Annotated in this window: 20 protein-coding genes; 5 read left to right on the forward strand and 15 right to left on the reverse strand. The window is 32.8% G+C overall.

Features of this window, described 5'->3' with window-relative positions; all coding sequences use genetic code 11:
• Window positions 1-3: 3 nt before the first annotated feature.
• Window positions 4-291: an FtsB family cell division protein gene (locus EB239_RS00430; protein ID WP_003871163.1), complete on the reverse strand. Its 288-nt coding sequence runs from the start codon at window positions 289-291 to the stop codon at window positions 4-6.
• Between the two features lie 68 nt (window positions 292-359).
• Window positions 360-836, reverse strand: a complete 477-nt coding sequence (yabQ, locus tag EB239_RS00435) for a spore cortex biosynthesis protein YabQ (protein WP_003871164.1) — start codon at window positions 834-836, stop codon at window positions 360-362.
• 77 nt (window positions 837-913) lie between these two features.
• Between yabQ and EB239_RS00440 the strand changes: the two genes are divergently transcribed.
• Window positions 914-2,533: a putative manganese-dependent inorganic diphosphatase gene (locus tag EB239_RS00440; RefSeq protein ID WP_003871165.1), complete on the forward strand. Its 1,620-nt coding sequence runs from the start codon at window positions 914-916 to the stop codon at window positions 2,531-2,533.
• A gap of 2 nt (window positions 2,534-2,535) precedes the next feature.
• Here the strand turns inward: EB239_RS00440 and EB239_RS00445 are convergent, their stop codons facing one another.
• The 4 genes from EB239_RS00445 to EB239_RS00460 all read right to left on the reverse strand — a co-directional run bounded on the left by EB239_RS00445 (window position 2,536) and on the right by EB239_RS00460 (window position 5,315).
• Window positions 2,536-3,165, reverse strand: coding sequence for an MtnX-like HAD-IB family phosphatase (locus EB239_RS00445; RefSeq protein WP_003871166.1), 630 nt, complete (start codon window positions 3,163-3,165; stop codon window positions 2,536-2,538).
• Between the two features lie 16 nt (window positions 3,166-3,181).
• Entirely contained in the window at window positions 3,182-3,841 is a 660-nt protein-coding gene (locus tag EB239_RS00450) for an extracellular solute-binding protein (RefSeq protein WP_003871167.1), read from the reverse strand.
• Window positions 3,842-3,949: 108 nt separating this feature from the next.
• Window positions 3,950-4,246, reverse strand: coding sequence for a sporulation protein YabP (yabP, locus tag EB239_RS00455; RefSeq protein ID WP_003871168.1), 297 nt, complete (start codon window positions 4,244-4,246; stop codon window positions 3,950-3,952).
• 88 nt (window positions 4,247-4,334) lie between these two features.
• Complete coding sequence (locus EB239_RS00460) at window positions 4,335-5,315, reverse strand: SpoIID/LytB domain-containing protein (protein WP_003871169.1); 981 nt, start codon at window positions 5,313-5,315, stop codon at window positions 4,335-4,337.
• Window positions 5,316-5,506: 191 nt separating this feature from the next.
• Here EB239_RS00460 and EB239_RS00465 point away from each other — a divergent pair, with 191 nt between their 5' ends.
• Complete coding sequence (locus EB239_RS00465; RefSeq protein ID WP_003869920.1) at window positions 5,507-6,784, forward strand: transposase; 1,278 nt, start codon at window positions 5,507-5,509, stop codon at window positions 6,782-6,784.
• Between the two features lie 240 nt (window positions 6,785-7,024).
• On the opposite strand, the gene EB239_RS00470 is transcribed toward EB239_RS00465, so the two are convergent.
• The 4 genes from EB239_RS00470 to EB239_RS00490 form a co-directional block, all read right to left on the reverse strand.
• On the reverse strand, window positions 7,025-7,270 hold the full coding sequence (locus tag EB239_RS00470) for an RNA-binding S4 domain-containing protein (RefSeq protein ID WP_003871730.1): 246 nt from the start codon (window positions 7,268-7,270) through the stop codon (window positions 7,025-7,027).
• 104 nt (window positions 7,271-7,374) lie between these two features.
• Window positions 7,375-8,787 (reverse strand): group II intron reverse transcriptase/maturase, encoded by a 1,413-nt coding sequence (gene ltrA, locus EB239_RS00475; RefSeq protein ID WP_129545071.1) that lies wholly within the window; start codon window positions 8,785-8,787, stop codon window positions 7,375-7,377.
• Between the two features lie 453 nt (window positions 8,788-9,240).
• Window positions 9,241-9,516: an HU family DNA-binding protein gene (locus tag EB239_RS00485; RefSeq protein ID WP_003869740.1), complete on the reverse strand. Its 276-nt coding sequence runs from the start codon at window positions 9,514-9,516 to the stop codon at window positions 9,241-9,243.
• Between the two features lie 78 nt (window positions 9,517-9,594).
• Window positions 9,595-11,082, reverse strand: a complete 1,488-nt coding sequence (locus tag EB239_RS00490) for a bifunctional methyltransferase/pyrophosphohydrolase YabN (RefSeq protein WP_003869739.1) — start codon at window positions 11,080-11,082, stop codon at window positions 9,595-9,597.
• A 152-nt stretch (window positions 11,083-11,234) separates the two neighbouring features.
• Between EB239_RS00490 and EB239_RS00495 the strand changes: the two genes are divergently transcribed.
• Together EB239_RS00495 and EB239_RS00500 are read left to right on the forward strand one after the other, a co-directional pair.
• Complete coding sequence (locus EB239_RS00495) at window positions 11,235-12,545, forward strand: helix-turn-helix domain-containing protein (RefSeq protein WP_003869738.1); 1,311 nt, start codon at window positions 11,235-11,237, stop codon at window positions 12,543-12,545.
• An 18-nt stretch (window positions 12,546-12,563) separates the two neighbouring features.
• Complete coding sequence (locus tag EB239_RS00500) at window positions 12,564-13,796, forward strand: MFS transporter (protein ID WP_003869737.1); 1,233 nt, start codon at window positions 12,564-12,566, stop codon at window positions 13,794-13,796.
• 24 nt (window positions 13,797-13,820) lie between these two features.
• Here the strand turns inward: EB239_RS00500 and hydF are convergent, their stop codons facing one another.
• The 3 genes from hydF to EB239_RS00515 form a co-directional block, all read right to left on the reverse strand.
• A complete protein-coding gene (hydF, locus tag EB239_RS00505) occupies window positions 13,821-15,044 on the reverse strand; it encodes a [FeFe] hydrogenase H-cluster maturation GTPase HydF (RefSeq protein ID WP_003869736.1) in 1,224 nt (407 codons plus the stop codon).
• A gap of 69 nt (window positions 15,045-15,113) precedes the next feature.
• Window positions 15,114-16,499 carry a sensor histidine kinase gene (locus tag EB239_RS00510; protein WP_003869735.1) on the reverse strand — a complete coding sequence of 462 codons (1,386 nt, stop codon included), beginning with the start codon at window positions 16,497-16,499 and terminating at the stop codon, window positions 15,114-15,116.
• On the reverse strand, window positions 16,500-17,189 hold the full coding sequence (locus tag EB239_RS00515; protein WP_003869734.1) for a response regulator transcription factor: 690 nt from the start codon (window positions 17,187-17,189) through the stop codon (window positions 16,500-16,502).
• 230 nt (window positions 17,190-17,419) lie between these two features.
• Here EB239_RS00515 and EB239_RS00520 point away from each other — a divergent pair, with 230 nt between their 5' ends.
• Window positions 17,420-17,797 carry a desulfoferrodoxin gene (locus EB239_RS00520; RefSeq protein ID WP_003869733.1) on the forward strand — a complete coding sequence of 126 codons (378 nt, stop codon included), beginning with the start codon at window positions 17,420-17,422 and terminating at the stop codon, window positions 17,795-17,797.
• Between the two features lie 19 nt (window positions 17,798-17,816).
• On the opposite strand, the gene EB239_RS00525 is transcribed toward EB239_RS00520, so the two are convergent.
• The gene (locus EB239_RS00525; RefSeq protein WP_003869732.1) at window positions 17,817-19,136 is read right to left on the reverse strand and encodes an MFS transporter; all 1,320 of its coding nucleotides are present in this window, start codon (window positions 19,134-19,136) and stop codon (window positions 17,817-17,819) included.
• Window positions 19,126-20,202: a nitrilase-related carbon-nitrogen hydrolase gene (locus EB239_RS00530; RefSeq protein ID WP_003869731.1), complete on the reverse strand. Its 1,077-nt coding sequence runs from the start codon at window positions 20,200-20,202 to the stop codon at window positions 19,126-19,128. The genes EB239_RS00525 and EB239_RS00530 overlap by 11 nt, the downstream gene beginning before the upstream one ends.
• Between the last annotated feature and the right edge of the window lies 1 nt (window position 20,203).

Here is a 20,203-nt window from a genome sequence, read left to right on the forward strand (position 1 = left end):
AAATCACTTTTTTGTCTCTTGTGTCTTAGTTTTTGAAATATCTACATAAATTATTTCTCCTTTTTTAACCAACCCCAATTTTTGCCTTGCCTCATTTTCAATAAAACTTTCACTATTTATCTGGTGAAGTAATTCATTTAAATACTTATTTTCTTTCATTACTGCAGCTTCTTTATTTTTCAAATCCCTATACCTATTATTAAGTTTCTCTAATGCAACTTGCTGCTGAAAAAAAGTAAATCCAATATATGCAATAAAGGCAAAAAACAATATCTTCTTTAGTTTTTTCACTCAAAACACCTACTTTCACAATGCGGATTAATCTATTATTTTTATTCGACATCTCTTTAAAAAATCCTCTATTTTTTCCTCTTAAAAATCTTAAAATAGGTTAAATTATTTTTTAGAAAAGCACCAGGCAAAGTTAAAATTTTTCTTGTAAACCTATAAGGAACAATAAAAAAATTGACTACTATTTTAACAGGGTATATAATAATTTCTGCCATCTTTTTTAAAAACTTTATTGTAAATTCATAAATTCCAATTAAAGCTTGGGTGATGAAATAACTTAGTAACACATAATAAAGAATAACTCCAATTGCAAATCCTAAAAAACTATAAAGCCTGATTTCAACGTAATTGCTTATATACATAAAATAAAGCATAGTAATTGTCCCAAAAAGCCAAAATATAATATCGGCAATATTAGAAAAAGTTTTTTTAAGCCTAAAAACTTGCCTTGTCACTTTAAAAATATCGTATATAAATCCCAGCACAAAACCGCCATACACTGTAACTAAAAATGCATAAATTTGACTTTGTATGGTTATTACCATTTACATACCCTCCTTTTCTTGTTATATTATATTTATCCACTGCAACAAGAATGAAACTAAAATAGGGGCGATGCATCATGACAACAGTATATGTTTCCGGACATAAAAATCCAGATACCGATTCTATTTGCTCAGCTATTGCTTATGCCTATCTAAAGCGCATATCTGAAGGTATAAATGCTATACCTGTTAGATTAGGTCCTATAAACCGAGAGACAAAATTTGTATTAGACTATTTTGGAGTAGAAAAGCCTACTTTTATTGAAAATGTATATACCCAAGTACAAGACATTAAATTTGATAAATCTCTTGTTTTTAAAGAAAACACCTCCATGTTTGAAGCATGGAACGCTATGATGGAAAAAAACATTAGAACAATAGCAGTAGTAGATGAGGAGAACAAATTAATAGGAATTGCAACAGTAGGAGATTTGGCAAAGGCATATCTTTCCTCTTCTCATGAATTATCTAAATATAAAATTCCTATTGACAATATATTAGCTACTTTGAAAGGAGAAGAAATTTTAAGATATGTAGATTATCTTGAAGGCGACATTTTAGTAGCTGCAATGTCCAAAGAAAATGTGTTAAAAAGAATAAAAAAAGGAGATATCTTAATCGTTGGAGACAGAGATGATATACAGCAAGCTGCAATTCAACAAGGAATAAAAGCTCTCATAATTACTGGCAATAACGGAATTTCAGAAAAAATTTTTGAACTAGCTAAACAATACAAAGTAACAATTATAAAAGTTGTACCAGATACTTTTGACACTGTTAAATTATTAAACCAAAGTATACCATTATCATATGTAATAAAAAAAGAAGACCTAGTAACATTTAGAGTCAGCGATTATATTGATGATGTAAAAGAAGTAATGTTAAAATATAGATACCGCAACTTTCCAGTTGTCGATGAAGAAGGAAAAGTTGTAGGACTACTTGCAAGGCGACATATTTTAGACTATGAAAGAAAAAATGTAATAATGGTAGACCACAATGAATTCTCTCAAGCAGTAGAAGGAATAGAACAAGCAAGAATATTAGAAATAATTGACCATCACAGGATTGGGACGATAGAAACAGAGCAGCCAATACTATTTAGAAACCATCCAGTAGGCTCTACTGCTACAATTATAAATCGACTTTTTGAAGAAAAAGGGCTAATTCCAGAACCAAAAATAGCGGGAATAATGTGCGCTGCTATTTTATCAGATACTCTTGTATTTAAATCTCCTACTTGCACACCAGAAGACGTAAGAGCAGCTAAGAAACTTGCAGAAATTGCCAACATAGACATAAATGAGTTTGGAACTGAAATGTTCAAAGCAGGTACCTCTTTAGAAGGGAAAACTGTTGAAGAAATATTTTATACAGATTTTAAAGAATTTACAATAAATAATTATAAAATTGGCATAGGTCAGGTGAATACTCTCACAGATGCAGGAAAATTAAAACAAGACCTAATAAATTTTATGGAAAAAGTAAAAAAAGATAAAGGTTATGATATTTTACTACTTATGCTTACAGACATAATAAACGAAGGATCTGAAATACTTTTTGTAGGAAATAATAAAGAATTGTTGGAAAGAGCCTTCAACGTACAAATAAAAAATAACAGTTTTTACCTTCCATATGTCATATCAAGAAAAAAACAAGTATTGCCACCTATTATTAAAGCGATAAACTCCCAATAAGTTTATCGCTTTAACTTTTCTATTATATCGCCAAAATTTTTAAAAGAAATATATGGAATATCATTTTCTTTGCAATATTTTTCTAAAACACCATTTGCAAAAACCTCATCAGCATATTTCACAACACAAATATCTGAATATCCATCTCCTATATATACTACATAATACCCCTCATTTTTGTATCTATTCAATACTTCCAGCTTACACATACCACATTTGTTGCAATCCTTGCTCTTATATGGAAAATCCACTTTTATTTCTCCCTTATCAAACCAAAGCTTATTGCTATAAAACTCTACATTAAACCCATACTTGTCCATAATGGCCTTTATATTAAAGTCATATCCATCACTCACTATTACAACTTCATAATTCTTTACTTTGCAAAAATTTAAAAACTCCAAGAAATAATCATCTATCTCAATAGTGTAAAGCAAATCCAAAAGTTTTTTCTCGTTCATTTCCATAAGCTTTAATGTCTCAATTGCGCATTCTTCAGTAGACATTTCCCCCTTTTCCCATAATTCCTCATAATACTGCCAACCATCCTTTGCAAACTTATTCACCATCAAATCAACAGTATCTACTTTAGTAACAGTACCGTCAAAATCTACTAAAAAGACTTTCTTCAATTAAATTTCTCCCCCTTTATTTTATATTCAAAAGCCATTTTACAAATTTTATAGCCAAATCTTTGTGCTGTCCATTCGCAATAATTGTAACAATTTTATCATTATAGTCATATCCCAAATTTTTTAAATATTTATTATTCCATCCAACGTATATTCCGTAAGCACCTGGTTTTACCTCATTAGAGGGTTCCTCTACTTTTGCCACATTTAACCCTGATAAATTTAACTCCTTTATCTCATCCAATCGCAAAAAAGCACCTTGACTTGCCAATATATCAAAATTATTTTTATCTAAAATAATGACATCTATATCTTGCGCTCCCATTCTGGCCATTAATTTTTGAGTTGAGGCAGGGTCAAGAGTAAAATTGCCATTTGGATTTTTTACAAGCCCATAAAAATCAATAGAAGCTTGTTTTTTGCCTGAAGGATCGCCAATCAATTCTTTAGTAACCTCTTTGCTAAATTCATTTAACCTATCAAAGTCCATAAATTTCCCCACGAAGGCAATATTCAATACATATTCTTTTCTATTTAAGACACTGCTTGTAAAAGCGCCTAATAGATAAATCACCAATATGCCTGTGATAATATGAACTTTATAATAGTCCCATATATATTCCACTTTTTCTTTTGTAGTCATGTTTCTAAACCAATTTTTTCTCTCCTCACTCATTTGTTTCACACCTCTCTACTTCCTTTGCGCAAAAATATCCAAATTTATTATAGCAATTAAACTTTTTAAAATCGAGTATATAAAACAAAATAAGCCGCAACATGCGACTTATCTAAACATTCTACTTATGAATCCCCCTGATTTTCCTATAAGGCCACTTTTGTCACTGTAATTTAAATTTACTATTTCTCCATCAATTGACACTTGTCCGTCATCAAGGTTCAATTTATTAATGTGAAGCCCTTGACCTCTTATTGTCAAAATTCCCAAATCCGTCTCCAATATTACGGTTTCTTCGTCAAAGCTTACAACATTTGTTACCCCAGAAATACTGATTTTTTCTCTATTTTCAATTGTAATATTATGAGGTTTCCCCGCTCTTAAAAAGTTCCTTTTATCTTCCATTTTAAACCTCCCCTCTTTTTAATTGACTATTATTATCTATGAATCTTGTACTTTTTTTAGAACAAAAAAATCCTCCAATAGGAGGACTTCAATCCCAAATCTTGACTATATTTATGCTTTTAAAGTAATAGTTTAGTATGTCTTTCGCCTTTTTCCCCTCTTTAGCCATTTGATAAGCTCCCCATTGAGACATTCCTACACCATGCCCAAACCCTCTTCCTTTTATCACTAATTTACTTCCATCATAGGAAACCTCATCTATCATGGTAGATTTTAGTTTTTCACTTCCAATTGCCATTCTAAAATCGGGAGCATTTACAGGAATCTTATCGAAAAGAAGGTTTATCGTCCTGCCTGAAGCTCCTTTTGTTCCTATTTTGACAGTTTTAAAGTCATTTATTCCAAGCCCCATTTTCTTTAACGCATTAATCACTTCACTTTTTGTAAAAGTAGCTGTCCAATGCTTTACATTAGCCGGTGCATCAGGACTATCATTTGACTTTACACTTACAATGTAAGGAGGTTCCGCCTTTTTATAATTAAGGCCTTCTTTAGCTAAAGCAGTTTGTCCTGCTGCATGAGAGTGAAACCATGCATTTATAAATTTTCCGTCATAGACAGCAACTACACCTCTTGTATCTTTTACTGCTTCTTTTATTTTAGAATTTATATTTGAAGGGTTCCAAGCTTGAGCCTCTTCAAAATCTGTTGATATATCAGCTCCTGGATATTTAGACTTTTTAGTGCTTACAAAATTTAAAACATATGTCCTTGCTAAAATCGCTTGTGCTTTTAAAGCCTCAATTGGCCAGTCATTCTTTATTTCTCCTGCCACCGTTCCTTCAACATACTTTTCTAGAGGCATTTTTTCTATTTTGCCCGTTTGCACAACATAAACTTTAAGAATAGGCTCTTTCTTCTCTCCTGCATTTATTTTGGCAGGTATTTTAGGTAGTTCCATTCGTGGCTTTTTTATTGGTTCAGGTTTTTTGGCGGGCGGCTTGCAGGAAGTCATGGCAAATAACAAAGCTACTAACACCGCAATTAATTTCAGTATGTTCCTATACAATTAAAATCCCTCCTATACTTTTATTTATAGACTTGTGCAAAATTCAGAAGCCTTAATTTAAGCCATTCTACAGACATACTTTTTTCCTATCACTCTTGAATTTTTTATCTTTTATGTAGGATTTCCCCTCCCATTTGTCGAATTATTATATATACACTATAAAAAATTTTTTAAGAAGGAGGAAATTCTACATGTACCAGCTTCAATTGCTTTTAAATATACCTGAACTCTTTACCTCTCAGTCTAAAATTGATTTCTATTCTTCTATGTTTGAAAATCTTGACCTGTCTTCAATACCTGAATTCCCTTCCTCTAGTCCTGGCCGTAAGGGTTATTCTCACCATGCACTTTTTAGAGCTTTTATTGTCATGAAAGCTGAAAGATTCGGCACAATTTCTGACCTTTTAGATTATCTCCGCAATAATCTTATCATTGCTCATCTTTGTGGCTTCGACATTTCTAAACCTCTTCCTTCTTATTGGACTTTTCGCCGTTTTATTAATGACTTCTCTCATGATTATTTGACCTCTATTTTTCAAAATCAGGTCAATATCCTCAAAAATATGGGTATTATCTCCGGTGAGTTTATTTCCATGGATTCTACCCCTATTAAAGCTAACACTAAGTTAAATAACCCTAAGTCTTTTTCTAAAAATAAATTCTCTAAAGATAATCAGCCTAAGTCAGATAAGGATTGTAAATTAGGCGTTTATTCTGCTTCTAACGATTCTTCTAATAAACGCTATAAGTTTTATTGGGGCTATAAAAATCACATTATTGTTGATGCTATCTCTGGTTTACCCATCGCTGAAACTACTACCCCCGCTGATGCCCCTGATTTTGAAGCCGCTTTATCTTTGCTTGAGAAGACTAATAAGTGGTTTAACCTTAAGTATGTTAATTTTATTGCCGATAAGGGGTATGATGTTAAGAGAGTTTATAATTTTGTTAGAGATACTCTCCATGGTCATTGTTTTATTCCTCTTAACAAGCGTAATTCTAAAAATCCCCCACTGACTGATGATGGTTATATGGTTTGTGAAGCAGGTATTAAAATGCTCAAAGATGGCAAGCAATATTTTGATGGTTTTATTAAGCAAAAATTTGTTTGCAAGTTCTGTAATTCTAAAGATGACTCTGCCTGCCCTATTCAGCATCCTAAATATTTTAATGGCAAAAAGCATAGAGGCTGTACTAAGTATGCTATTATATCTTCTGATTATAGGTCCTCTATTAATAGAGACTCCCTATATTTTAAGGCTGTCTATAAATTGAGGATTGAATCAGAAAGATATAATTCCCGCTTTAAAGCTCTAGATTTTGAAAAAGCTTATGTTAGAAATATTAATTCTGTCAGCAACCTTAATACTTTTGGCCATATTACTTTGCTTACTGTCGCTATTGTAGCTATTAAACTGGGTAAATTTGATGAGTTTAGATCTCTTGTTGCTTTGATGCAATCGGCCTAATTTTTATTGAATCTATTTCATGCCATTTTTTAACATTTGACTTCTACAGGATATTTATGCCCTTTTTTAGCTCCTCTTTTTGTCTTTTCTTTTCCCTTACCACTTCCTTTATGTTTGATTGTCAGTGTTGATTACTATATATTGTATGTAATACATATTTTGGTTTTTGATTATGATTATTTTAATTAATTTTGCACATCCCTATTTATTTATAGTATTTGAGGGATTTTCACAAATCATTCATTCTTCTATCAATTTATACATTTTGTAAGCCTCGTCTTTTAAAGCATGTTCCTTTACACCTATAACCTCTATTTTGACAATTTTATTTCCAAAGCTTATCTCTATTATATCATGTTCTTTTACTTCGTCACTAGCTTTTGCCTGCTTGCCATTTATAAAAACTAATCCTTTGTCACAGGCCTCTTTTGCAATCGTACGCCTTTTGATAAGCCTTGAAACTTTCAAAAACTTATCAACTCTCATGTGCTTTTTACACCCCCATGCAAAAATCGAGTAGGAGCTGAATAATTATTTTATTCAGCGTCCTCTCACACCACCGTACGTACCGTTCGGTATACGGCGGTTCATTAGGAATTGTGTACAATTAGATATCTTTGGGATAAACTCTTATAACCTATGCTTTCAAAGTATTTATTTGTAAGAGTCTTATTTAGGATTGGGCTATTGGATATTCTTAAGTCACCTTTCCTTGTATTGGCGTATTCCCAGGCTTTTTGTTCTTCTACTCCTAGTTTTACTAAGTTATCATGCTTCGTTTTTATCTTCTTCCATTGTTTCCATATACATGCCCTTAGTCTTCGCCTTATCCATTCGTCAAGGGTTTTCATTATGCTTTTCGCGTCTGCTAATCCAAAATAGTTGACCCATCCTGTTGTTATTTGATTTAGTCTTTTTATTCTGTTTTCCATGCTTATTCCCTTGTTCCGATTGGTTATTTCTCTTACTTTTTCCTTAAACCTTTTGATGGATTTTTCATGGATTCTTATTCTTACTTCGTTTTCTTTTGTATAGAATGAAAATCCAAGAAATTTTCTTCTCCATGGTCTATCTACAGCACTTTTTGCTTCGTTGACTTTTAGTTTTAATTTGCTTTCTATGAACTTCTTTATGCTCTTCATTACTCTGTTTCCTGCAGACCTGCTTTTTACATATATGTTGCAGTCATCTGCATATCGGCAGAATTTATGCCCTCGTTTCTCAAGTTCTTTGTCTAGTTCGTCCAACATTATGTTTGCTAATAGGGGACTTAATGGCCCTCCTTGGGGTGTCCCTTCTTCTGTTGATACTTTGATTCCGTTTATCATTACTCCTGATTCTAGGTATCTTCGTATTAACTTTAGTACCCTTTTATCTCCTATCCGCTTTTCTAGTTTGGACATTATTATGTCGTGGTTTACTCTGTCAAAGAACTTTTCTAAGTCCATATCTACAACCCACGTGTATCCTTCATTTATGTATGCTTCTGCGGCTTTTATTGCGTCTTTTGCACTGCGTCCTGGTCTGAATCCATAACTGCTATCTGAAAATGTATGGTTGTAGACTTTATTTAGTATTTGGGCTATTGCTTGTTGTATTAGTCTGTCTAGTACTGTAGGTATTCCTAGTAGTCTTACTCCTCCATCTGGTTTGGGAATTTCTACTCTTCGCACTGGTTGTGGTTTGTATTTCCCCTCCAGCAGTTGTTGTTTTATGGTTGCCCAGTTTTCTTTGAGATACGGTAGAAGTTCATCTACTTCCATCCCATCGACTCCATGGCTTCCTTTATTTGCAACAACGCGCTTGTATGCTGCTTCCATGTTCCTTCGTTCTACTATCATTTCAAGCATCTTGCTGGTATATCTTTGTACTTCGTTTCTTCCATCTTCCGACGCCGATGATATACTATGCACTTCCGTTGTCTTTTGAAATTCCATTTCTCTATTCAACGGATAGCCTCTTTGTTGAGTTGTCTGCAGTCTCTGCATATCTTTCGAGTCCATAAGATTTCCAAAACCTCCTAACGTTCGGTCCTTCCTTATCTATTCATGTCTAGATAAGTACTATGACCTCTGCTGACTTCTCAAGGTTCAGCCATACATCACTGCATGGGTTGTCACTTCAGATTTTACTTCCATGACTTATCCTTGAGACCTCCCCGGGTAAGAACGATAACTTTCATCTCATATATCTGCCAGATTTACTGTATGGGATTCGGGTAGTGTTGGACTTCGTTTTGTTACGCAAACTCATCCACCCCAATTCAGCCTCTTATCTGGTTCTTGTTCATCAGACCGAGATTTTGCCTTAAGCTTCCTTCAGATTCCACCTCACGATGGACACCCTTGCTCTTGGCTAGTGGTTCCCACTACCAAGCCCACAGCGGACTTTCACCGCCTAGCTATCGCCCATGCCGGGCGCACGTAAGAAAATCAGGTCATAAAGACCTGATTTTCTTAAGAATTTACTAAATCCTTCAACGCTTTTCCTGCTTTGAAGATAGGAGCTTTTGAAGCAGGAATTGTTATTTCTTCTCTTGTCTGAGGATTTCTTCCTTTTCTTTCTGCTCTTTCTCTTACTTCAAATGTACCAAATCCTACTAATTGAACTTTGTCACCGTTTTTCAATGCTTCTTCTACTGCCTCGATGAAAGCATTCAATGCCTTTTCAGCATCCTTTTTTGTTAACTCACTTTTTTCTGCAATTTTCGCAACAAGATCTGCCTTATTCACAACAATACCTCCTTAGTTTTAAATATGTTTTACTCTTATTTATTCTTCACAAAATCGAAAAATCCTGCTAATATACGCTTATTTTTCATTTTTTTTATCAAATTTATTCATCTTTGCTTCATTCCATAGCTTATCCATGTCATCTAATGTCATTTCATCCAATTTTTGTCCATTTTTTGCTGCAGTTTTTTCTATGTATTCAAATCGCTTTATAAATTTTTCCACTGTGTTGTGAGTTGCGCTTTCTGGTTCTACATCTAAAAATCTAGCTACATTTACCACTGCAAAAATTAAATCTCCAACTTCCTCAATAATCTTTTCTTTATCTTTCCCTTTATACACCTCCTTTAATTCTTCTAACTCCTCATAAACTTTAGAAATTGCATCCTCAACCCTCTCCCAATCAAAACCCACCTTTGCTGCTTTTTCCTGGACCTTATAACTTCTGATAAGAGCAGGCATATGCTTTGGCACATCTTTTAAAACTTCCGTATAAGAATTTAAATCCTTCTCTTCTCTCTTCAACTCATCCCATTTTTCTAATACGGCTTTAGAAGTTTTTAATTCTTCTGTCCCAAAAACGTGAGGATGCCTCCAAATCATCTTTTTGCATATGCCATCTACTACATCGCAAAAATTGAATGTTCCCCTCTCCTTTGCAATTTGTGAATGGAATACAACTTGTAAAAGCACATCTCCTAACTCTTCTGCCATCTTATCCTCAGATTCTTTCTCAATCGCATCAATTAACTCATAACTCTCTTCCACCAAATATTTTTCAAGGCTTTGATGAGTCTGCTCTTTATCCCATGGACATCCCTTTTCACTTCTTAAAATTCTCATTATCTCTAAAAGGTCATATATGTCATACTTTTCTTGAAAAATTTTTTGAACAGGAGGAATATATAGCGAAGTAAGATAATCGATCCAATCAATTCTATCAATCAGATAAAGTGGCATCGTTTCTATCACTTGTCTACCATTAATTCCTGCATTTTTTATTAAAGTTACAAGATAATTATCGCCATATATTTCTGACAGCTTTAATTTCGCTTCTGAAGCGACAAATTTATCATATATTTGCACTACTATATTATGGCATCTTTTATCCGGCTTTTGAGTATCTAAAGATAAAGCGTCGATTATTTTCAACCCATAAATAGGGTCAATTTTTAAATCGCTTATAATTGCATCAATAAAAGAAACAGCTGGTATAACTTCTACTGATATATCGGCACAGTCTTTGCAAAAGTTTAATATGTACTCTACTGATTTTTCTGCAACATGGGGATGCCCCGGCACAGCATATACCACATTTCGATATTTTCTTGCTATATCTATTATTTCCCGAGCAATATTTTCATAAACTTCCTCAAAAGTCATACTTTTTTCGTATATTTTATCAAAAGTTTCAAAAATAATTTCTTGCTCTTTAAGATATGAAACAATAGGATGTTTTTCGGTCCTCAAAAAGACTTTATCAGCTCTTTTCATCTTTTCCAATACTCCTACTGTAATAGTATCTGGTGAGCCCGGTCCTAATCCTACAATAAATAGTTTATTCACAAAAACCACCTCTAACATTAAAATGTACAAATAATATTATATCACTTATCATAATTTTTATATAATTAAATTTACTCTGTACAAACCTGTTGAAAAAGTTGCCAAATTAAATTATAATATATTTTAGCATCTGCATTAAGGAGTGGTATTACATGGATATGGTAGAATTAGGCAAAAGAATCAGGGAAGAAAGAAAAAGGCAATTTTTAAAACAAGGAGATTTATCAGGGGATGAATTTTCAAAGGGCTATATAAGTCTTATAGAAAAAGGTAAGATAAGCCCTTCCTTGAAAGCTTTAAATTTCATAGCTCAAAAGTTAAATAAGCCAGTTGTTTATTTTTTAGATGAGGATTATGTCGAAAAAGAAGAATTAAAAAAAGAACTTGCAAAATACAAAAATATTTTAGAAAAGTTCTTAACTGCTCAAAAAGCTTTTGATAACAAAAATTATGATGAAGCTATTAAATTATACATCGATATTTTAGACAATGCAATAGATGAGTATTCAACAAATTTGATAAATTTTTACCTAGCCAAATCTTATTTTGCTATCAAAGACTATACAAAAGTTCTTGAAATTTTAGATAAAATATCTCCATATTTTGAAAAAAGCTCATTGACTGAAATTATAGTAGAAATGCATTACATGAAAGGATTGTGTTTGGGCAATCTGCAAAAATTTCAATCATCATTGGAAAATTATTTAAAAGCTTTAGATGGTTTTGAAAAATACTCTTTAAAACACACACAGTTGAAATCCCGCATACTTTATAGTATAGCAAATTTATACAGTAAAATGGGAGAATTTATTAAAGCAAGAGATTATTATATGAAATGCCTTGAATATTCTACTCAAATTAAAGCAGTAGATTTTATTGCTTTGTCAAATAATGGACTAGGACTTGTAAATCACGAGCTTAAACAATATAAGGATGCTTTAAAATATATAAGGCGTGCTATTCTGATAAGTAAAACCCTAAACTTAAAAGAAGATATTGCTAATGAATACAATTATTTAGGTTTTGTATATACAGATTTAAAAAAGTATGATATTGCAGAAAAATATTTTGTAAAGAGCTATTCGATGTATAAAGATTTAGGAAATGAAAGAGGAATGGCATACAATCTCACAGAAATCGGAAGAATTTACTATTTAAAAGAAGATTATCCCAAAGCATTAGAATATTTAAATCAATCTTTAGAAATCGTAACAAAACTAGGAGAAGAAGAAGAAATGGGTAGAATTTATACAATATTAGGAAATTTACATTTAAAACAAGGCCAGTTCGAATTAAGTGAAAAAGAACTTTTAAAATCTGTAGAAATACTCAAAACCCTTGGCCTTAAAAAGGACTTGTCCGAAGCCTATAAAGGATTGGGAAATCTGTATATTGCCCTAAATAATCCAGAAGAAGCTAAAAAATATTTTAATCAATCAATAGAGCTGTTATATGAAAATTAATAGCAAGGAGAAAAATAAATGAATACAGTGGAAAAATTAGAATATTCTTTTCCTGCTCTTAAACACAGAAATTTTAGGCTCTTCTGGTTTGGACAAATGATTTCCCTTATAGGCACATGGATGCAAAATATAGGCCAAGGTTGGCTAGTTCTTAAACTGACAAATTCGTCTTTTTTATTGGGGCTAGTAAGTGCTGTTCAGTTTTTACCTGTGATGCTTTTTTCTCTATTCGCAGGCGTTGTAATAGATAGATTCCCAAAGAGAAAACTAATTTTATTTACACAGTCAAGTTTTGCAATTTCTGCCTTTATCTTGGCCACTTTGACTGCTTTAAAGATAATAAATTATTGGGAAATCTTGGCTTTGGCTTTGTTTAATGGCTTTTTGAATACAATAGATATGCCAGCAAGGCAATCTTTCATCATTGACTTAGTGGGCAAAAAAGATTTAATGAATGCCATTGCTTTAAACTCTGCAGTGTTTAACGCAGCAAGAATAGTAGGACCAGCAATTGCAGGAATATTAATTGGCAAATTAGGATATGCTGTATGTTTTTATTTAAATTCTGCAAGCTTTATTGCTGTAATAATAGGACTCATATTAATTACCGTAGAAGGAAAAACGCCAAAAACTAATGATGTCAAAGCAAAGATTTTTGATGACTTAAAGGACGGGTTAATATACATCAAAAATACTCCAATTATACTCACCACGATACTCATGATTGCAATTTTAAGCACTTTCTCAATGAATTTCAATGTATTAGTTCCCGTTTTTACTAAAGATGTACTTCACAGAGAAGCTACTGGTTATGGTATGCTTATGTCAGCAATGGGAACAGGAGCACTAATTGGAGCATTGGTACTGGCTTCAATAAGCAGAAGAGGAGTAAAACCCGTTTATTTGTTTGGCGGTGGCATAGGTCTTGGAATTTTTCAAATCCTCATAGGAATACAGAGTAATTATCTATTAACAGCTTTACTTTTAGCTTTAGCAGGGTGGTCTATGATAACTTTTAGTTCCTCCGCAAACACTACTATACAAATTAACTCTGCAGATGAATTCAGAGGAAGAGTAATGAGTGTTTATTCTTTGGTTTTTGGTGGAGTAACTCCTATAGGCTCATTGTATGCTGGTACATTATCTCAAAAGTTTGGCTCCCACATAACTTTTATAGTAAGTGGAATAATCGCCCTTTCGTATACACTTTATGTCTTAGTGTTTCAATATAAAAAAGTGTATAAAGTATAATGTTTTTCCCATTCTAATTTTTTTCTACTCTTCCTCATATATCCTTTTTGCCTCTTTAAATATTTCAATAGCCCTTGGAAGAAGCCCATTGACATAAGCAATTAAAATTCCATAATTTACGATAGGTATTTTTTTCTCTTTAGCGTAAGAAATCCTATAAAGCATCTCTCTTCTATTTAGCATACAAGCTCCACAATGAACAATTAAACTGTAAGATTCCAAATCCGCAGGAAATGTCATACCACTAGACCAGCTAAATTGCAAATTCTTTCCTGTTTTTTGTCTTAGCCAACGAGGTATTTTAACTGTTCCTATATCATCTTCTTGTCTGTGGTGGGTACACCCTTCTGCAATTAAAACTTTATCGCCCTCCTTTAATTTTTCGATAACTCTTACCCCTTTTACAAGCTCCTCTAAATCTCCTTTATATCGGGCAAAAAGTATTGAAAATGAAGTGAGAGGTATGTCAGGAGGAACAATAGCACCAACCTTATTAAAAACTTGTGAATCTGTAATAACTAAAGAAGGCTTATTATTTATGCTTTTTAATGCTTTGTCCAATTCTGTATCTTTTACTACTAGTGCTATACCGCCAGTGTCAAGAATGTCCCTTATAGTTTGTTGCTGGGGAAGTATAAGCCTCCCCTTTGGAGCTGCTTTATCAATAGGCACAACTAAAATCACTAAATCACCAGTTTTTATCAAATCCCCTACCAATTTTATACTATCATCGCTTGGTGCTTTTTTTATTATCATCATTTTGAGTTCTTCTATTCCTTCTTTGTTTCTAGCAGAAACTTCTATCAGTTTTAGATTTAATCTTTTTTCCCATTCTTTTTTTTGTAATTGTGAATAATTTGACAAATCTTTTTTATTAATAACCCCTACAACTGGGATGTTTTTCTCCGTTATTATCTGTAAAATCTTTTCCTCAAATTCTGTAACTCCTTCTGTACCATCAATCACAAGAATAGCGAGGTCTGTTTTATTTAGAACTTCATAGGTCTTTTTTACTCTCAGCTCTCCAAGAGGCCCTACATCATCTAATCCTGCAGTATCAATAATTACCACTGGTCCGATTGGAAGTATCTCCATAGCTTTTGAGACAGGGTCAGTAGTAGTGCCTGCAATATCAGACACAAGAGCCACTTCTTGATTTGTTAAAGCATTAATGAGACTTGATTTTCCCGCATTTCTTCTACCGAAAAGCGCAATATGAAGTCTAGATGAGGTAGGCGTAGTATTCATATTTAAATCTCCCTTCATAAAAAATAACCTATATAATGAATAATACAAATCAGGGAGTTTGTCAATAATTTATCTATCTTTTAAAGGCAACTCAATAGTGAAAACACTACCTTTTCCTACCTCGCTTTCTACAGTAATAGTCCCTTTGTGTTCTTCAATTATCTTTTTAGAAATAGCAAGTCCCAATCCTGTGCCACTGTATTTATTATTTTTACCTCTATAAAATTTATCAAATATATATTTTATTTCCTCTTGCGGAATTCCTTGTCCCTGGTCTTCAATCCTTATTACAGCTTTTTTGTCCTTTATGTCAAGAAACACCTTAACATATTTTCCTCTACTACAAGCTTTTATTCCATTGTCAATTATATTCACTAATACTTGTTTTAATCGATTTACATCCCCATTTATGACAACCCTATCAATCTTTTTTTTGCAAATTAAATTTACTCCATAATTGCTAGCATGAGGTCTTAAAATTGCGACTGTATCCTCTATCAATTTATCTAACTCTACTTCTTCAAAACTTAGTTTAATCTTATTTAATTCTATCTTAGAAAAATCCAAAAGTTCATCCACTAAACGAGAAAGCCTATCTGTTTCTTCATCAATAATGTTCAAATACTCATATAGTTCACTATTTTTTTCTACCAAATCCATCGCAGTTATCGCGAATCCTTTTATGGAAGTAAGAGGTGTTTTTAATTCGTGAGAAATATTGCTTATAAATTCATTTTTCATCTCTTCTAACTGTCCCAATTCTTCGGCCATTTTGTTAAAAGAATCCGCAAGTATTCCTATTTCGTCATTTGAAGTTTTCTCCGCTCTCACTTTAAAATTGCCCTTTGCCATTTCCTGAGTTGCCTTTTTTACCATTTCAAGAGGTTTTGTTAATTCATTTGCTATAAAAAATCCTATTATCAACGCAACTAAAGAAGACACTGTCAAAACAAGCGCTAAAAATAAAACCAGTCTTTTTATTATGTTGGAAACTTCCTCCAAAGAAGAAGAAAGCCTCAAAATTGCCACATAATTTAATTTGTTTTTTACAGGAACCGAAACGTGTAAAACTCTTTCATTATTGATTTTTTCTGTATAAACTCCACTTTCTCCAGAAATAGCTTGTATGACATCCGGGGTGAGTATTTTGACAGGGACAGGAGTAGATGAAAGTGTGGAATCTCCTAAAAGCATACCTTCCATATTTAAAACCTGAACTTGAGCATTAGTATCTGTAGCAAGCTTTTTAACTACATCTTGGCTTATTGTATATATATCTGCATCAATGTAGCTGTCAAACACACGAGAAAAAGAAGTGCCCTGAGAAGTTAATATCTCAATTATATTGTCAATATAATATTTTTCAAGAGTTAAAGTAGATATGACTCCGAAAAAAATTATTATCATTGTAATCAATAAAATATATGAAATGGTAAGTTTAATCTTTATACTCATTTAGTTTCCCCCAAAATAGTACCCAACTCCCCATTGGGTATGTATATATTTCGGCTGGTCAGGATTTACTTCAATTTTCTCCCTCAATCTTCGTATATGTACGTCCAAAGTTTTCGTATCCTCGATAAAAGAATCGCCCCATATAGAAGCAATAAGTTCCTCTCTCTTTACAACTTTTTTCCTATTTGTCATCAACATCTTTAAAATCTGAAATTCTCTCGGAGTAAGAAAAACCTCCTTTCCTCTTACAAAAGCCTTATTCTGGATCAAGTCCAATTTTATTTCATCATATTCCAACAAATTGATACTTTTACTTGAAGCATTAAATTCATAAACCCTTCTTATAACCGCTCTTACTCTGGCGACAAGTTCTCTCGGGTTAAAAGGTTTTGTTATATAGTCATCTGCTCCTAGCTCTAAGCCCAAGATTTTATCCACATCCTGGCTTTTGGCTGTCAAGATAATTACTGGAGTATTCACTTTCATGGCTCTTATCTTTTTCAAAAGTTCAAAACCACTTATGTCCGGAAGCATTATATCCAACACTATAACAGAAAACCTTTCCCTTTCTAATAAATAAAGTGTCTTCTCACCCTCATGCACTATTTCAGTCTCGTAGTATTTATCCAAATTTATTTTTACAAATTTAGCTATATTAACATCGTCTTCAATTACCAATATTTTGTGCATTTTACCACCTCCTCACCATTATATTATCATACTTTTATAAAAATTAACAATTGCATTTTTCAATTGTCCGATATTTGTAACTCAATTTATAAAAAATTTTTCCTTCCCTCTTGAAACTTAAAAAATTTTAATGTATTATAAATATAGAAGATAATATATTTCCGTTAAAATATATTATCTTCTGAAACTTAATTTTAATTTCACACTTTTACATAGAAGGAGGAATAAAAATGGCTGATTTATATGGAGTTTACAAATGTGAAAAATGTGGAAATATAGTAGAAGTACTTCACGAAGGGGTTGGCACTTTAGTCTGCTGTGGTGAACCAATGGTAAAAATGCAAGAAAAAACAGGAGATACAGGCACAGAAAAGCACACACCTGTTATTGAAAGAAATGGAAATATTGTAACAGTAAAAGTAGGAAGTATACCTCACCCAATGGAAGAAAAACATTGGATTGAATGGATTTCTCTCTTAGCTGATGGGGTATACATGAGAAAAGTATTAAAACCAGGTGAAAAGCCTGAAGCAGTTTTTGTAACAGATGCAAAAGATTTAAAAGCGTGGTCCTACTGCAATTTGCACGGTCTATGGAAATCTGAATGAAAATAAGGGCAAAAAGCCCTTATTTTTTACTCTCTAACTTATACCTCTCCAATTCTTTTTCTGTCAAAGAATATTTATTAAACACAATTAAGCTTAGTATAATTATAGCACCTGCTAAAGGCCCACAAAGCTGTAAACCAAGCGGATTTTCTGCATTATACCCAAAAATCTTAAATAAAAGTGGAGTTACAAGAGAAGAAATCCCTATTACTATTTTTATTATAAATCCCTGAGCTCCAAAAAACATTCCCTCTCTTCTTTGCCCTGTCTTAATCCCATCCAATTCCGCTATATCAGCAATCATTGCATTAGGTACTACAAAGAATACAGAAAGCGGTATACCAGCTAATAAAATGATAATTATAGAAACTGTTTTATTAAAAACAGTCCCAAAAAGTCCAGTAAGAGTTAAAATGAAAGCAAATATTATAGAAAACACCATAAGAAGTTTTTTCTTTCCGTATAATAGTGTAAGCTTCGGCACAAAGAAGCTAAACAAAACTGCCACAACAAATGCACCTGCAATCATAAAGCCAGAATCTTCAGCAGGAGTCTTTAAAAGCACTTCTGTTATATAAGGCATTGCTATAGTCAAGGTATTTATGCCAAACCACAAAGCTGTTGCTGCAGTAAGGTAATACATAAAATCTGCATTTGCCAAAGTCATCTTAATAGAAGTAAACATCCCCACTGTAGGTATATTTTCTTCCTCTATTTTTTCTTCTTTTACAAAAATAGGCGTAAGCATTAAAGTAATAAAAGCAAAGATTCCCAATATAATTCCCATAATTTTAAAATTAAAAATCCCAATCAGAATTCCCGACCCTGCTTCTGCTACCATAACACCTATAATCTGCGTTATCCCTTGCATCATAGTAAGTGTAATTCTTTCTTTTGCATCTTTAGTTATTTCAGGTATGAGAGCAAGATACGGCGCCACAACTGCAGTAAAAGACACAAAAAATAAACTTAATACAAAAGTGAGATAAACAAAATTTACTATTGACACCTCAGAAACAGGAGGAAACCATATCATTATAAAAGAAATCATCAAAACAGGTGAGCCAAATAGCACAAAAGGTATTCTCCTGCCCATTTTGGTATTTAATTTGTCAGAATAATAAGCAACTATTGGGTCAGATATGCCGTCAAATATTCTCGCAACTATCATAGAAAAACCTATAAGGCTTATTGGTACAAGCATTTTAAGCCCCTGTGTATTAAATGCTGGAGGAGTGTAATAGTATTGATACCATTTTACCGCAGTCTGTGTAAATATGGAAATTCCTAAATACCCCAAAGAATACATAAAAAGCACAAAAAATCTATTATTTTTCATCTTTTACCCTCCTAAAATTCTCATACACCTTTTCATAATAATCCTTCTCAAATTCCTCATTCACATCTTTAAAGTATTCCGCTTTTTCCCTTACTTCATATAGCCTTTCAATGTCTAAATCAGAAGTTACGACATAATCACCTTCATAATGAGGCGCAATTGCAATTATTCCATCTTCATTTTCAGTCATATCAATGGGAGCAAAAATAGCTGCTTTCCCTGTAAAGTGAATTCCTCCTATCCATCCGTTTAAAGAAGCTTTTGCACCATAAATGTACGACTCCTGTACCCTTGGCCATATTCCCCTTAAAGCTCTCCAGAAATTGTACTCCTCCATATTGGCAATAGGCAGTATTACAATTTCCGCCCCCTTTTCAAAAGCCATTCTAAAGGTCTCAAAATATGTGGCATCCATACAAACAGGGCATGCAATCTTACCTATATCAAGAGAAAATACTTTAAGTTCCTCATCCCTCTTTATACCAATCTTCTCTTCAAAATCTGTCAAATGAATTTTCTTCTGCCTTCCTAAAATCTCACCTTCTCTTGATATTAACGTGCCACCATTGTACAAATTGCCATTTTCAGTGATAATATAACTTCCTGTGTAAATATAAATTCCATACCTTTTAGCAAAATCCCTCATTATCTTCTCATAAGCCTCTTGATAAGCTTTTGATATAGATTTAAATATAACTTTGAGTAATCCTTCTCCACCACCTTCGCTATTTGAAACCTCTTCACTTTTTGCCTTTTTATTTAGAAAATTATTTAGCTTGCCAAATCCGGGAATAAGCCCTAACAAATCAAAAAAATTGTATTCAGGAAAGGCTACTATATCACTTCCTTTTAATGCTGCCTCTTCTACAAATTTTCTCATCCTTTCGGCATATTCTTCAAAAGAATTTGTAACTTTTATTTCCCTCTCCACACATGCGACCCTTACTTTCCCTTTTTTCTTTAAAATAAAATTTCCTCTTGAAAACCCATGTAATCTTCTTAAATAGTTATTAACTTTTTTCTCAGACATTTTGCTTTCAAAAACAATCTCTAAAATGTTTTTCATA

Source organism: Thermoanaerobacter ethanolicus JW 200 (assembly GCF_003722315.1).
Taxonomy (GTDB): Bacteria; Bacillota; Thermoanaerobacteria; order Thermoanaerobacterales; family Thermoanaerobacteraceae; genus Thermoanaerobacter; species Thermoanaerobacter ethanolicus.

Bases quoted from the DNA above. Each gene is read 5' to 3' on its own strand.
- yabQ (WP_003871164.1), bottom strand. From the start codon at position 836: ATGGTAATAACCATACAAAGTCAAATTTATGCATTTTTAGTTACAGTG.
- EB239_RS00440 (WP_003871165.1), top strand. From the start codon at position 914: ATGACAACAGTATATGTTTCCGGACATAAAAATCCAGATACCGATTCT.
- EB239_RS00450 (WP_003871167.1), bottom strand. From the start codon at position 3,841: ATGAGTGAGGAGAGAAAAAATTGGTTTAGAAACATGACTACAAAAGAA.
- yabP (WP_003871168.1), bottom strand. From the start codon at position 4,246: ATGGAAGATAAAAGGAACTTTTTAAGAGCGGGGAAACCTCATAATATT.
- EB239_RS00465 (WP_003869920.1), top strand. From the start codon at position 5,507: ATGTACCAGCTTCAATTGCTTTTAAATATACCTGAACTCTTTACCTCT.
- EB239_RS00470 (WP_003871730.1), bottom strand. From the start codon at position 7,270: ATGAGAGTTGATAAGTTTTTGAAAGTTTCAAGGCTTATCAAAAGGCGT.
- ltrA (WP_129545071.1), bottom strand. From the start codon at position 8,787: ATGGACTCGAAAGATATGCAGAGACTGCAGACAACTCAACAAAGAGGC.
- EB239_RS00495 (WP_003869738.1), top strand. From the start codon at position 11,235: ATGGATATGGTAGAATTAGGCAAAAGAATCAGGGAAGAAAGAAAAAGG.
- EB239_RS00500 (WP_003869737.1), top strand. From the start codon at position 12,564: ATGAATACAGTGGAAAAATTAGAATATTCTTTTCCTGCTCTTAAACAC.
- hydF (WP_003869736.1), bottom strand. From the start codon at position 15,044: ATGAATACTACGCCTACCTCATCTAGACTTCATATTGCGCTTTTCGGT.
- EB239_RS00510 (WP_003869735.1), bottom strand. From the start codon at position 16,499: ATGAGTATAAAGATTAAACTTACCATTTCATATATTTTATTGATTACA.
- EB239_RS00515 (WP_003869734.1), bottom strand. From the start codon at position 17,189: ATGCACAAAATATTGGTAATTGAAGACGATGTTAATATAGCTAAATTT.
- EB239_RS00520 (WP_003869733.1), top strand. From the start codon at position 17,420: ATGGCTGATTTATATGGAGTTTACAAATGTGAAAAATGTGGAAATATA.
- EB239_RS00525 (WP_003869732.1), bottom strand. From the start codon at position 19,136: ATGAAAAATAATAGATTTTTTGTGCTTTTTATGTATTCTTTGGGGTAT.
- EB239_RS00530 (WP_003869731.1), bottom strand. From the start codon at position 20,202: ATGAAAAACATTTTAGAGATTGTTTTTGAAAGCAAAATGTCTGAGAAA.